This is a genomic window from Pseudomonadota bacterium, assembly GCA_018817425.1.
Classification (GTDB): Bacteria; Desulfobacterota; Desulfobacteria; order Desulfobacterales; family RPRI01; genus RPRI01.
The window spans coordinates 114296-127802 of sequence record JAHITX010000007.1; the positions used below are offsets into that span (position 1 = coordinate 114296).

General features: G+C 37.5%; 13 protein-coding genes. 3 read left to right on the top strand and 10 right to left on the bottom strand.

Annotation, left to right across the window (positions count from 1 at the left end; all coding sequences use genetic code 11):
- Positions 1-7: 7 nt before the first annotated feature.
- The 6 genes from KKC46_01750 to KKC46_01775 form a co-directional block, all read right to left on the bottom strand.
- Positions 8-2173: a TonB-dependent receptor gene (locus tag KKC46_01750; protein ID MBU1052533.1), complete on the bottom strand. Its 2166-nt coding sequence runs from the start codon at positions 2171-2173 to the stop codon at positions 8-10.
- A complete protein-coding gene (locus tag KKC46_01755) occupies positions 2157-2360 on the bottom strand; it encodes a cytosolic protein (protein ID MBU1052534.1) in 204 nt (67 codons plus the stop codon). The genes KKC46_01750 and KKC46_01755 overlap by 17 nt, the downstream gene beginning before the upstream one ends.
- Before the next feature lie 7 nt (positions 2361-2367).
- Complete coding sequence (locus KKC46_01760) at positions 2368-3183, bottom strand: alpha/beta hydrolase (GenBank protein ID MBU1052535.1); 816 nt, start codon at positions 3181-3183, stop codon at positions 2368-2370.
- Between the two features lie 43 nt (positions 3184-3226).
- Positions 3227-4543 carry a metallophosphoesterase gene (locus KKC46_01765; GenBank protein ID MBU1052536.1) on the bottom strand — a complete coding sequence of 439 codons (1317 nt, stop codon included), beginning with the start codon at positions 4541-4543 and terminating at the stop codon, positions 3227-3229.
- 2 nt (positions 4544-4545) lie between these two features.
- A complete protein-coding gene (locus tag KKC46_01770; GenBank protein MBU1052537.1) occupies positions 4546-4911 on the bottom strand; it encodes a translation initiation factor Sui1 in 366 nt (121 codons plus the stop codon).
- Between the two features lie 746 nt (positions 4912-5657).
- Positions 5658-6167, bottom strand: coding sequence for a DUF4124 domain-containing protein (locus KKC46_01775; GenBank protein ID MBU1052538.1), 510 nt, complete (start codon positions 6165-6167; stop codon positions 5658-5660).
- Between the two features lie 470 nt (positions 6168-6637).
- Here KKC46_01775 and KKC46_01780 point away from each other — a divergent pair, with 470 nt between their 5' ends.
- The 3 genes from KKC46_01780 (at position 6638) to KKC46_01790 (ending at position 8508) form a co-directional block, all read left to right on the top strand.
- Positions 6638-7900 carry a radical SAM protein gene (locus tag KKC46_01780; GenBank protein ID MBU1052539.1) on the top strand — a complete coding sequence of 421 codons (1263 nt, stop codon included), beginning with the start codon at positions 6638-6640 and terminating at the stop codon, positions 7898-7900.
- A 201-nt stretch (positions 7901-8101) separates the two neighbouring features.
- Entirely contained in the window at positions 8102-8278 is a 177-nt protein-coding gene (locus KKC46_01785) for an IS66 family transposase (GenBank protein ID MBU1052540.1), read from the top strand.
- The gene (locus KKC46_01790; GenBank protein ID MBU1052541.1) at positions 8275-8508 is read left to right on the top strand and encodes a transposase domain-containing protein; all 234 of its coding nucleotides are present in this window, start codon (positions 8275-8277) and stop codon (positions 8506-8508) included. The genes KKC46_01785 and KKC46_01790 overlap by 4 nt, the downstream gene beginning before the upstream one ends.
- 63 nt (positions 8509-8571) lie before the next feature.
- On the opposite strand, the gene KKC46_01795 is transcribed toward KKC46_01790, so the two are convergent.
- The 4 genes from KKC46_01795 to KKC46_01810 are packed head-to-tail and all read right to left on the bottom strand — an operon-like array spanning position 8572 to position 13495.
- Complete coding sequence (locus KKC46_01795) at positions 8572-9843, bottom strand: site-specific DNA-methyltransferase (GenBank protein ID MBU1052542.1); 1272 nt, start codon at positions 9841-9843, stop codon at positions 8572-8574.
- A gap of 7 nt (positions 9844-9850) precedes the next feature.
- Positions 9851-10936 carry a hypothetical protein gene (locus KKC46_01800; GenBank protein ID MBU1052543.1) on the bottom strand — a complete coding sequence of 362 codons (1086 nt, stop codon included), beginning with the start codon at positions 10934-10936 and terminating at the stop codon, positions 9851-9853.
- A 6-nt stretch (positions 10937-10942) separates the two neighbouring features.
- On the bottom strand, positions 10943-11512 hold the full coding sequence (locus KKC46_01805; protein ID MBU1052544.1) for a hypothetical protein: 570 nt from the start codon (positions 11510-11512) through the stop codon (positions 10943-10945).
- A gap of 3 nt (positions 11513-11515) precedes the next feature.
- Entirely contained in the window at positions 11516-13495 is a 1980-nt protein-coding gene (locus tag KKC46_01810; GenBank protein MBU1052545.1) for an AAA family ATPase, read from the bottom strand.
- Between the last annotated feature and the right edge of the window lie 12 nt (positions 13496-13507).

Below are 13507 nucleotides of genomic sequence, written 5' to 3' on the forward strand. Positions count from 1 at the left end.
TTAACCTTTAGAATTTGCAAGTTAAGCGGAGCATAAGAGTCCGGGGAGACGCCGGTGTGTAACGAATAACACCCCGTGTATCTTTTTGTACCTCAACAGCATAGAATTCATCAAACAGATTGCGCGCATCAAGACTTATGTCGATTGATCCGATTTCATAGGCAATCATGGCGTTGGTAACGAATTCGTAGCCTTCGTATTTTTCGGAATTGGCATTATCTATATAATAGGAACCCCAATAAAGGGTTTCAATTCTGAATCGAAAACCGGACGGATGACGATAGGAGCCGGAAAAAGAGAATTGATTTTCCGGCACAAATGGCAAGGTGTTGCCGTTTGTGTCCAGATTGATTACCGTCCCATTCACATTGATCGGTTCGGAAAATTCATCAAAGGTGTAATCCGTATAAGAATAAGCACCTCCAACTTTGAGCGCGGGTGTGACAAACCAGTAACAGGAAAATTCAAACCCTTTTTTGTTCGTTTTTCCTGAGTTCACATACTGCGTTTCACCGCCGGTTCCAATTACCTGAACAACTTCATTTTTAACCGGGGAAAAGTAAAAGGCCGTATCCAATGACCAGCGCGGGTGACGCGCCTTTAAGCCTATTTCATAATTATAGATTTTGACCGTATCCAGTTCAGGGTTCTCGCTCAACTCGCTCTCGGTTGGGGTCTGGATGCCCCTGGAAAACTGAGTATAGATGTTCAAACCCTCAATCAGCTTATAGGAAATTCCCAACCGGGGGCTAAAATCGCTGAAGGATTTATCAATATCTTCCGGATCAGAAGCCAGAATGTAAGTTCCGGCAGAATAGTCAAAGGTTTCTGATCTGGAACCGGTAATGTCGAATTTCACCTCATCGTAACGTAAGCCCAGATCCATGATACACCGGTCGGTGGGTTGAAATGACTCCTGGGCATAAATACCGTATAGATCCGTTTTTCTGTCTTGAGTTTCAATAAGTTCGCCACGGGTATCGGAGAGTACTTCTGTAATCCGGCCCCCGAATCCGGTGGCATACTGTGCGTATTTGTAATAATCAGTTTCCTGATCATCAAACCGGCCTGTCACACCAAAGGTCAGGGTTCCGGGCCTGTCTGCAAGTTGATGGGAATGATTGGCCTGTAGGTCCATGCCGTAGGTATTAGTATCCGCATGGTTGATTCTCCCGGTCACAGGATGGCGATGATTCCATGAATTGATAAAAAAAACCGGTTGCAGTTCAACGCTGCCTATCTGCTTGGTCCATCTTGAGTAAAAGAAAAAGATCTCCGAATACCGGCCGGAATACTGCCAAGGCCCTTCGGTCTCCCTGGCTTTACCGGTCTTTAAGTATTCTTTGAACATGTCCTGATCCAGTTTGCCCGGCAATTGAATGGATGCGTCCGTATAACCGAAATAATTTTCAAGGGTCGATCCGTCCTCAAACATAAGGGATGCCTGTACCGAACCCTGTGTGCTCTCAAACTCATTCCATCTGCGCCAGTCGTTATCGGTTTCACGCCTGCTGGCACTGACAGTGTAATAGAACATATCTCCTGTATTGCCGGAAAAAGACAGATGACCATTAAAGGCATTGGATTCACCAACGCCAAGTTTAGCAATCCCGCCTTCCCGCTCAAAAGGGCTTTTGGTGATGATATTGATCACACCGCCTGCCGCATTGGCTCCCCACAGGGTTGAATTCGGGCCTTTGACCACCTCGACCTGCTTGATCAGTTGTGTGTCTATGAAATCCAGACGTGTAAAACTGTCAGGGTCGGTTATTGGCACACCATCCATAAGCACCATGATATCCCTGACACCGTACCGGGCCTTCAGACCCGACCCACGGATAATTAGCCGGGAGTCGTACCCCTGATTCGGAGATTCTATCAGTACTCCTGGCATTCCTTCCAGAACCTCCTTAATATTGAACATCCGGGTATTTTCTATTTCATTTTCATCGGCAATTTCCACGCTGGCAGGGATTTCCAGAGTTTGTCTTTTCAAGCGTGTAGCAGTAACACTGACTTCTTCCAGCATATGTTCCTGCGCCTTGTCTTCTTCCGAATAAACAGGGCAGGCAGTAATTAATAGGATTATAATAAATAAGAAAACGCCATTTAAAACTCTTACAGCAGTTCTGTGATCATCTGGGCAATGTAATACTTTATATCTTTTTTTCATTTACCAAACGCGCAAAGTGTTCAAAAGATCTGTCATATGTTTTTTCCGCATCAGCGGAAAAACAGCATCCGGGCAGTTGTCTGCTTTTAAGATGATATTTCAAGCATTCGCAGCAATAGCCTTTTCGTTTACAAGGCTCATAACTACAGTTACATGTTGTGAGATTCTTATCGACTTTACATTCCATAATACTATCACTCCTTTTTTTTTATAACTTCGTCTGCCAGCCTTTTTACTTCTTTAAGATACATCTCCATCCCTACTGCAAAAATAGTATTATGATCTGCATCCGGTATTTTAAGAAATTTCTTGTTTGGTGAAGAGCTTGCATCAAAAAGCGCCTGCCCGGCACTAAAGGGAATAATATGATCATATTCGGCATGTATGATAAGTACCGGTTTAGCAAAATTTCGCATATTATCTATATTATGAAGATCGTGTTTCTCATCGATTCCCAACCTGTGGATATCAACTCCTATAAGACTTAACAGCGGAAGGACATTGGCAAATCCGCTTTCTATTATAAGACCGTCTATCTCATTTTGATAATGTCCGGCAAGTTCAAGAGCAGAAGCACTCCCAAGAGATCTTCCCATAACAATTATCGGCCCGGAATAGTCTTTTTGCTTAAGCCACTGCATTATGTATTCGAATATCACATGACAGTCGCGCATCATGTTTGTAACTGTAGGAGTTCCTGCTGAGCGACCGTAACCCCTGTAGTCCACAGGAAGAAAGTTGAAACCTATTTTTGTATATACAGGACCTAAGTCATCATAGTCTGAAACGATTTCACCGTTTCCGTGAAAATAAAGGATCACGGGAGCAGATTTTTCAGCGCTGTGCAGTTTCGCTCCAATAGATATGCCGTTTTCAACAGGAATAAATATATCTTCCACATCTTTTGAAAATGTTAAAGAGTCTCCCCAATCCGGCCTTGGATGAAAAAGAAGCGCCAATATCTCCGGCTGGTCAAGTGAAGAATAATCGGCTTTGGAAAAATCGTTCATATGTTAACCTCCATTATTTTATTTAACTTGCTGCTCTTTTACTTCATATCAGTTGTGTTATTTCTTTAATTATTTTATTGATTTCATCTATGCGATGATCGTTATCAGTAAGCGGCAATGCTTTTTTATACATATCAAGAGCCTCGTGATATTTTTTTTGCTCGTTTTTCAATTGAGCGTAATGATAGTATATCTTAAAAGAACCGTTATCCACAGCCAAAGCATTTGAAAGATAAAAATCTGCAAGATCAAGCTGTTTAGCACTTAAGCAAAATTCTCCAAGCCTGAACAATACTTCTTCATCAATTGTTAAAATCGAAAGAAGTTTTGCAATCTCTGCATTGTATTCCAATGTCTGCCCGTTTGATTTGTATCCCACAGCGGCTACAATATGCGGCATAGGATGATCAGGAAGAATTTCTATTGCTTTTTCTGCCATGCTTAATGCTCCTTGTACCCTACCCTCTTTCAAAAGCTGTTCGGCCTGCTCAACTTCATCCTGAAAGACAAGCAAACGATAATCAATATCATCTCCGTTTACGATAACATTAAAAAAGTGACTGAATGCCCCATCTTCTAAAGTACCGGCCAGCGGAGCACCGGAGCCTCCGGCAATTATCTGGCTCAATCCGGAAACTACCGAAAAATTATATACATGCACATGCCCGGCAAATACTATATCAACATTGTACTGCTTTAGCAGACCGGCAAGTTCATCACGCTTTTCCGGATATTTGTTCAATGAATCCTCCAGATGTTTTATCTTCGGATATAAAGGCCTGTGCAGCAGTACAAAAATATGTTTACCTTCAGCCCCCTTCAAATCTTCTTTCAGCCACTCAAGTTGTTTTCCCGTAATCAGGGCCTCTTCACTCTCAAGTTCACTGCATAATATGATAAAATGACAACCCTTTACATCAACCGAATAATAAAGCGTTCCGGTCTCCTTGTTTATATATCGTTTTACAAATGCTTTTCTGGCTTGTTTAGTATAACCTGAATGGTTTCCCATTGTAATGTACAAAGGAATATTCTTTTCCCGTATCGGCGCAGTTACTTTCTCAAAATCCTCAAATTCTTTCTCTGCCTTTTTTTCTGAGTCAGCATCATAACCCAAAACAAGATCGCCGGTATTAAGTATCAGTACAGGATCAAGTTCAACAGCCTTGTTAACCGCCTTGTAGTATATATACGGTTGTTCCGGCCGAAACTCATTTGCCGGACGGTTATCACCCATAACCACAAAATTTAACGCTTGTTCTTCATGCTGTTCGGTCGCAAAAACTGTTCCACAGCCAAACAAAAAAATAAACAAAACAAAAACAGCAAGGAAGTTTTTTTTCATATCTTTTCCTTTCATAGTCATCCTCCGGCAAGTTTGACTTTGTAGCCAAGTGCACCTAATTCTTTTTCCAGCATATCCCTGTGATCTCCCTGAATTTCAATTACTCCGTTCTTTACACTGCCCCCGCTACCGCATTTTTGTTTAAGGGCTTTCGCAATATTTTTCAGATTTTCATCATCTAAAGGCAAGCCGGTTATCAAGGTTACACCTTTTCCTTTTCGCCCCTTTGTTTCTCTCATTAACCTTACTATGCCATCACTTTTAGGAATGGATTGTTTTTTCCGGCAAATACAATTCGCTACAGGTTTATTGCAGGCAGGACACATTTTGCCAAACTCTGTTGAATAAACCAAAGAGGTATTTTTATTATTGTGAGCTTTCATAGCGGATTTTATATTGTTTTTGGAAGTAATTTCAGCGAAATTTCATGCATCCATTTATCAATAAATAAATGACAAACTGCCTCGCCATTATTAAAACAGTCATTCGAACCCTATAAATATGGATATTTTCCCATATGCATATATTTTATTTTTCAGAGCCACTTTCAAAACGTTTCAGTTTGGTCAAGCTCAAGGCGTGAGAAAATTTCAACCACAGGAATACATATAGTATTTCGAGGATTGAAATTTTAGCCCAACGCTGAGATCGGCCAAAATGGGGCGTTTTGAAACTGGCTCTTTAATATGCACAGAATATATGCTTCCGTCAATATCTGAGTTTCCCCAAAATCCGCTATTGATTTTTACAATTAAATATTCGACCATTCCAGCTATAAAATAATGGCAATTTGAGCCATTATTGCTTTTAAAATTATTATTTAACTTTGGAATCACAGACGACTAAACAACAAAAAAAAACCTAATTGATACCTCAATCGACCTGACCGACTTTTTCAAAAACCCTGCTTCTCCAAGACAAAAACAGTATGAGTTGATTCGAGCTATTATTATTGACGGAGATTCAATAGAAGAGACTGCAAAACGATATGGGTATAAACCCAGTACTGCCTATTCCCTGCTCAGAGATTCCAGAGCCGCACTTTATTCTTCACCACCAGTGTATAAGTCTTCACCCAGGCTGTCTCCTTTGAAGGGAACAGACATCGGGGAACGCTGCCCGCTCGATTTTACTTCCTGGGTTCTTTTTGCTCCGCTGTGTTTTGCCGTTTAGTATGCCTGTCTTCTGGAGCATTAGCATTCCGTTGATAGCCCTGTTTATGGACTTGCACATGGCCTCGTCCGATGACGGGTTTAACCGGGTAGTATACAACTGGCCTGTTTTCAATTTCTTTAATTTTATCAGAAAGCTCTGCTATTTTTTTCTCTAATTTCTCTTTTTCGGCCTTTTGCTTTTCCTCTTCAGCCCTTCTGATTTTTTCCTGATCGACCTCAAGCTTATGCTGGCGAACCAGATTCTTGGCATCTTCTACCAGAGCTGTGTACCCAGGGCGGATTCTTTCGGATTCGGTGGAACTTTTTATGGCTTTGGTTTTATCGTATTTTATACCATCATGTGGTTTTTGGTTACCGAAATGTTTGACGCCTTTATCATCTGTCCATGAGTAGACATTTTCATCCGCAAACACCGGATAGACACACAATATAATTAAAACAAATATTATTGTTATTTTTTTCATTTTATCCCCTCCATCATTTTCAAATATATAATACATTTTTCTTTTCTGCACAAGTTCATGCGAAGAGACTGTGTCACAATTAGAAAAAATGCCATTCCTAACGTATGTGAGGAATCTTGAAATGCTGAATTTACATAAACCAAGATTTCGCACTTCGCTTCGAAATGACATAAAAATGAATTACGATACAGTCTCGAAGGCAGAGCACGAAGTGACACGTAGTGAAGCATAAGCGCTAACAATTTCATTGCTGGATACCCCAGCCGGGGCTGGCTTATCAAGTCCGGTATGACGGTTTAGGATGCTTGCACAAAACCATTATTTCCAAATGCGGTTACCCTTGTCCTGCCCCTTTGTTCTTGTTGACTTTTACTGTAGTTACTGATAGTTAAAAAGAATCTATCATGATAGCATTACAACTTTGTGTTTTACGAAAATACTTTAAATTTTAAACAAACTGATATATTTTTATGCCAGCCAAGTGTGCTTCAAAGCCAAATAACTTCTCCGTTTCAATAGAGTCAGGTCTGGATCAATACTGCAAGGCTACCCATCCAATCCGTTACGGAAATTATATAAGGATTAGAACACAAGATTATGAATATATTTTTGATTTAAACGGAAAGGCAAAAATAATCAGCGGAAAGCACCATAGCAATTGGTCTCGTGAAGACTGGCTGAAACGCACAAAAGGAAATGACTGGGTATTTTATACTGCAGGTATGGGCTATAGCAATGCTTATGCATATGAAGGCGAATACTATACAGTATGCCCCGATTATAATTCCAACTCGATTTTCGGCTACAGGCCATTTGAAAGCCAATATGTCATAGATGCCCTTGACTCCCTCCAATTCTTTGTACGAAATTTAAAGGATATTATCGATGAACCGGCTTATTCGGAAAATATATTACTACTTAATAAAATAATTAATAATAATTCCGGCTTGCCCGAACCCGATATTCACAGTATCATTAAAAGCCCTATATCTGTGCTTCCGCCTGACACCAGGCATTCGGATTACGATGTGATCCCTGTTATTATCGCAGACGGATGCATATACAACTGTGATTTTTGCTCGGTCAAATCCAATGAAAAAATCAATATACGAAGCGAAGCGGATATCGCCCGGCAGATAAATGAATTAAGAGCGTTTTACGGCGAAGATATTATCAACTATAATTCAGTGTTTCTCGGCAATCATGATGCTCTGGTTGCCAAGGAAAGTATTATGGCATTTGCAATAAGCGAATCTTATAAACTCGTAAAGAACACCGTGATGCTTGATAATTATCTTTATTTGTTCGGCAGCATCTTTTCATTACTTAACGCTGATGAAAAGATTTTCAGCATACTGGATGATTCCCCGTTTCACACTTATATCAATATAGGCTTTGAATCTTTCGACCAAACAACACTCGATTTAATCGGCAAACCCGTAAAAGCTGATGATTCGAAAAAAGCTTTTTTGCGTATGATGGAAATCAACAGAAAATACAGCAGTATTGAAATTACCGGAAATTTGATCATAGGGTCACAACTACCAGCATCTCATTTAATTTCCATGCAAGACTTTATAAATGAAAACATTTCTGACCGTCCTGCCAACGGCTGTCTTTATCTCTCTCCACTTTTAGGTGAATATAATAATAACGAGATCAAGAGAAAGTTTCACACAATAAAATATAGCATTCAAATGCCGGTATATATTTACCTTATCCAAAGATTATAGAAAATAATACCCATACACTAGACACAGTATGCTTATGGAAGGAATCATTGCCTTCATTCCGTTTCTGCTCTGGCTGTATTTTCTAAAATGACCAGTCAGGGATAGAAACTGTGGAAACAATCGTAAGCGCTTAATTAACCCTAACTTCACAAACAATTCAGACTATGCCATGATGCCTCCAAAAAAAGGGGGGGCGGGAAAATCCCGGACGATTTGCTTGGCAACTACAATGGATATGTACAGACAGATGCGTATTCAGGCTATGATGCTCTTGACCGGAAAACAGGTATAATTCTTGTTGGATGCTGGTCACACGTACGCAGAAAACTTGTAGAAGTTATCGATGCCCGCCAAAAGGTTTACTTGGATAAGCTATGAGTTATGCTCTCAATCAAAGAACTGGTTGTTTTCAGGCCATCCGAGAGGGTGCCAAAGCCAGTGCAATGTTCTTCAGCCTGATAGAAACAGCAAAAGCAAACAGATTGGAGCCGTACAGTTATTTGCGATACATATTCAAATACCTACCGCTTGCCAAAACCACTACTGACTATGAAAAGCTGCTGCCCCAGAAAATCGACCAAAAAAAACTTATCGTCTTTGCTCTATGATTGTTGTTAATTATACGCTTACACATAAAGAGCCACAATACTATATGATTACTGCCCCCTTATTTAAAATTTAGAACTAGATAAAATTATTACGCTTTCTCTGAGTTCTTTTATGTCGGGACTATATTTAGTTTTACGTTTTTTTACATATCTTAGAACACCAATTTCCTTTAAATACCAGCCTGCTTTTGTAGCAATGTCGCCAATAATTAAATCTACAGGCAATTCAAGCCCTGCATAAGCTGAATTAGAAACGACAAACCAAATCTGAGAATCTTTTGTTGCTTTAGCTTTTAATAAATTCAAAACATTTAACATGTCTTCAAAGTAAGCCTGAATCATCAGCGGAATATATTTGCTCATGAGATTTTCTTTATTTTTATTGATGTGGATCATTGTCTTTTCATAAAGTATCCCAAAGTCATCAATCATTGGTTCCTGCCACTTTGCCTGAACATGAGAACGTACTGTTTCAAGTCTTAAGTCATACAGTTTTTGTCTGCTTTTAATAAACTTACCTAAGAACAGTTCAGGTCTGTATATGTCTGTATAGTCAAATGTATTAAGATATGGTGGTGATGTAATGCAAAGTTTAAAGTTCTTTAATTCATTTGAGGTCTTCAAGATATTTCTGCAATCACCTTTGAGAATTTTTGATTTTATGTGAATGGGGTTCTCTTGAATATCAGACTTTATGTTTGATAGATTTTGTATCAATGCCCTAAGAAATGACTCTTTATCAAACCTGTTTTTTTTCCAAGTGTCGCGATAGCGAAGGCATTTACCATCTCTTTTAGCATTACAATTTTGCATTGCTGCTGAAATTAATGCAAGTCGAATCAACTTGCGAACATTTGATCCTGTAATAGAATATGTATGTTTCCAACCACCTTCAAAAGAATTTAAGACATCATTATTAAATAGCCATTTGTCAAGTTTTTCTGTCTCAGAAAAGGTTGAAAATCCCAAAAGAGGAGAGGGTTTTCCTGTTTCAACAGACTTCAATAATTTGTTTTCCAATCTATTCAGTTGGGAAATTTCTGCGTTCTTGATTTTTGCATCTGAAAGAAATGAAGTAAAGGGGTTAACCTCAATTCCTACTGATTTGTGTCCAAGAAGCGATGCAGTTAAAGTTGTTGTGCCACTGCCATTAAACGGATCAATAATTAAATCGTCTCTTGCCACGCCCGTTTGCTCAATTGCTTTCTCAACTAAGGTAGGTGAAAAGCCCTCTTTGTAATAATACCACCTATGTCTTGGTAAATTCGTTGTATCTTCGTAATTTGAATAACCACCGTTTTTAAGAATAAAATTATCGTTTAGTTTTTCGTGCATAATATATTTATGAGCACACTGGTTCTGCAAACATTCTTATTGGTTTTTCAAAACCAAGTATTGATTCATGGAATTTTTTATCCTCATTAATAACAATATCAATATCCTTATAACACATACCATCGGCAGTGTTTATTGTTGTTTTGTCAGGAGTCAAATTATTCCTTCTGCCATCAATAACGACTAAATATGATTTCAGAATTGTCGTTGGTGCGTCTGAGGATGCAGTGTCAAAGTATTCTTTAAGTTGAGCTATTCCCTGATTTGCTCGTGGGTCACCATGAGTATATATTTCTCCATCAGCTTCTTTTTTAACTGTTCCAATAAATTTTATTTCAATAAGAGCTGTTCTGTTTGCTTCACGCCACTGAATTTTAATATCAACTGGTTTTGGTTTACTTAAATCTCCAACAACATTATATTCCCTTGACGATTCCATTGAAATCCCTCTTGCAAAAAAAGTGCTTAGAAATTCATGCAAAGACAATTGCATAAATTTTTCAGGAATGTTGCTCCCGCTACCCCCTCCTTTAAAGAAAAGTCTTTTGGTATCTGCCCACGAATCAGAAAAATGTTTACAAGTAGATTTGAGAATTTTAGATTTAGAATAATGGCATAAAGCCTGAACCAAATCATTGAACTGAGTAGCGAATCTACTACCCTTGTTATAAATAGTGATATCTATTTTTGATCCATTGGCAAAAAAATATTCTTTGTTATTATTGAAGTGATAGATTAGTGTTTTGGTCTGTTTAAATAATTCATCTGGATCTTGATCTTCCCAAATAATCATTTTACTACTATCAGTAAAAACTTGAATGATTAATAAGCCACCAGTGCGATTCAAAAGTATATTCTTATCATATAGAAGTGCCCCCTTTGATTCGTCAAAACATGGTTGGTCATTTAAATCTTTGCAAACGAAAAAATCACCTTTGAAAAAGCTAGGTTCAAAGTACCTGTAAATCTCGTTTAAAGATTTGGCAACAACTTCAAGCGCTTTACTTGCTGGGTCAACATTACCAAAAGCACGCATTACTTTAGCGATATAATGATCTGAGAGAGTTCTTATTATTTCTTCTTTATCTTGCATTTACTGTTACCCTAATTCTAAAGAATTAATCAGTGTGACAGCCGGGATTATCAAATCTTGAGTTTTAATACCTAAAGCCTCACTAATTTCTTTAAACCGGGGATAAAAACTCGTTTGGTCAAGCCATGCCTTATTTTGTAACTCTATTTGCTTTTTCAAGTTCGGCTCATTTAATAACGCCCTTACGGTTTGAGTATATGGGATAAGAATGGCAGTTGTGCAAGCTGCATTTAATAATTCTTCTCTTTTTGTGAAATTTAATAGATTTTTGAATTTGTTAAATTCATCCGTTCCCCTTCCAGAAATTGTGTAGTATTCACCTTTATTTTCAAATAGCCCATTTTGAAGGTGACGCATAATAGCGGTATTAATTGAATCAGAAAAAGGGAAACCGTTTTCGGCGGTATATCTATGCGGCCATGTTGCTATAGAATTACCAGAGTAACAATATAGGAATGATGAAAAATAAGAGAATAACTGTATCTCTTCAAGCTTAAAACCATCTAAAAAATTATCAAGTTTGTGAGCTAAAGATAAACTGTCAAAAAATGCTTCCGGTGTTACTTGGTCGGTCATAATTTATTTCTTTTTGTTTAAGGCAATTTCTATATTAGCGTATACTTTTTTAAATAAATGTTCACCTTCTTTTTGAATTTCCGAAGGGTCTGTCCATTCCAGCATTTGTCTGAATGTCATTTTATTTTTTCCACACTTTTCTGCAAGTGACAATAATAGTTGAGATGCATTTATGTTAGCAGTCATTAATAAATTTTGATTATAAATAGATACATATTCAGCAAACATATTTCCAACTCTGCTTTCATAAGCAATGTCTAGTGAACCTTCCGGCGTATCAACCATCATTGTTGCACCGTCCTTTTTTCCCGAAAGAAAGATTGCAAGCGACATTCGCAAAGCAATATCTAAAAAGAAACGCTGGCTTTCTGAAAGTTGAAACGAATCTGTCCGGGCAGTATCCTGAAGTTCCAAAACTAATTTTATTGTTTTATTACTTCGTTTGGGTTGAATGTTCAAATCAAAACCTATGAAACTCTTTGCAAGTTTCTTGAAAGTTGGCACAAATACTGTTTCAGCTTCTTTGTATGATGCTTCAACTCTTTTTAAAAGCTTTTCGTATTCAGGTTTCAATTTGTCCCTTTTACCGTATTCATTTTTTGCTTCTTTAGCAGCTAAATCATATTGGCTTCTGTATTGGTCAATAAGTGCGTCAATGTTTTTGTTGCCTGTTCCTTTGAATGAAATATCCGGATTATCTTCTGTAAAATCTTCTACCTTTTTTTTTGCCTTGTTTAACTCAATTTCAGCTTTGTCGAGTTCATTTTTTTTCCCATTAACTTCAAGAATTAGATTTTCTAATTCAGAATTTTTAGAAAATATCTTTTCGTCATTCTTTTGAATAAGTTTTAAAAGTTTATTCTGTTCGGCATTGTTCGATTCGTTTATTGTGGTGTTGCACAATGGGCACTTCTCTTTATGAATGCTTCTTTCAATGCTTTCAACGATGTGAGTACCAATAGAGCCACATAAACAACATTCTTGTTTTTTAATTGAAAGTTGAATATTGCTATTTTCAAGCAACTGTGAACGTGGTCTTGAATAACGAGAAAATAATCGTACATGCTCATTTTTAAACTGCATTATTTCAGAATTAAGATGGCTTTGCCTTTTCAGCATAGTATCATACTCAATTTCTATATTGCCGTATATTCTCTCTATCTTTTCTAACTCCTTATGAAGTTTACTAAACTCATTTTCAAGTTTCTCAATGTCAGATACTTTTTTGCCTCTTGTTTTTTGGATGAGTTCTTCAATTTTATTTTTCGCCAGAGTAGATTGCCATTTTAAATTTCTTGCATTTGATTCATGTTTCTCCATTCTTCTTGTTAAGTCCAAAATTTTATCTGCATCATCGGGTTCAGAATTAAAAGCAATAGCCAAAGCATGGGAAGAAGCTCTGTCGTCCCAAAAAATCATTCTCCTGTTTTCATCGAAAGTCAAAACGTAAAGCTGATAAAAAATAAAATAGTCAAAATTGGCGAAACCAATTTCAGATGCTAATAATTTTTGGTAATACTTATTGAGTTCTTTGGGACTTTCACTTTTAGTTTTGAAATGTGAGATATTTTTATCACCATTTTTACTAAAAATTTCCAAAAGACGGAGTTCTTCACGTTCAAAAAATCCTCTGATTATTCTGAAATATTTTTCGTTTATTTTAAAAAGAATTTCTATCTCGGCTTTTTCTTCGTCCTTTTTGTTTATCCTTCCTAAAAAATATCTTTCGGTGTAACGCTTATTAGCGGTAATAATTTCGCCAGGTGAATAAACTTCCTTGTCAGGTTCCAATACAATTCCTGTCAAGCCAAAATTAATTGAATTGAGGAAAGTGGTTTTACCCAATCCATTTGCACCAGCGAGACAATATACACCTTCGTTAATTTCTTCATTAACTTCATATACCTTTCCTTTCTTTTTATATAAAGAGAAATTCCGTAGTATTATTTTTTGAAGTTTTATGAAGTTGTATTTTCCTTGCATTAATACCTTTCA

Excerpts from the sequence above, each read along its gene's own strand:
- KKC46_01800 (MBU1052543.1), bottom strand. The coding sequence starts at position 10,936 with ATGCAAGATAAAGAAGAAATAATAAGAACTCTCTCAGATCATTATATC.
- KKC46_01760 (MBU1052535.1), bottom strand. The coding sequence starts at position 3,183 with ATGAACGATTTTTCCAAAGCCGATTATTCTTCACTTGACCAGCCGGAG.
- KKC46_01775 (MBU1052538.1), bottom strand. The coding sequence starts at position 6,167 with ATGAAAAAAATAACAATAATATTTGTTTTAATTATATTGTGTGTCTAT.
- KKC46_01805 (MBU1052544.1), bottom strand. The coding sequence starts at position 11,512 with ATGACCGACCAAGTAACACCGGAAGCATTTTTTGACAGTTTATCTTTA.
- KKC46_01765 (MBU1052536.1), bottom strand. The coding sequence starts at position 4,543 with ATGAAAGGAAAAGATATGAAAAAAAACTTCCTTGCTGTTTTTGTTTTG.
- KKC46_01795 (MBU1052542.1), bottom strand. The coding sequence starts at position 9,843 with ATGCACGAAAAACTAAACGATAATTTTATTCTTAAAAACGGTGGTTAT.
- KKC46_01770 (MBU1052537.1), bottom strand. The coding sequence starts at position 4,911 with ATGAAAGCTCACAATAATAAAAATACCTCTTTGGTTTATTCAACAGAG.
- KKC46_01755 (MBU1052534.1), bottom strand. The coding sequence starts at position 2,360 with ATGGAATGTAAAGTCGATAAGAATCTCACAACATGTAACTGTAGTTAT.
- KKC46_01790 (MBU1052541.1), top strand. The coding sequence starts at position 8,275 with ATGAGTTATGCTCTCAATCAAAGAACTGGTTGTTTTCAGGCCATCCGA.
- KKC46_01780 (MBU1052539.1), top strand. The coding sequence starts at position 6,638 with ATGCCAGCCAAGTGTGCTTCAAAGCCAAATAACTTCTCCGTTTCAATA.
- KKC46_01810 (MBU1052545.1), bottom strand. The coding sequence starts at position 13,495 with ATGCAAGGAAAATACAACTTCATAAAACTTCAAAAAATAATACTACGG.
- KKC46_01750 (MBU1052533.1), bottom strand. The coding sequence starts at position 2,173 with ATGAAAAAAAGATATAAAGTATTACATTGCCCAGATGATCACAGAACT.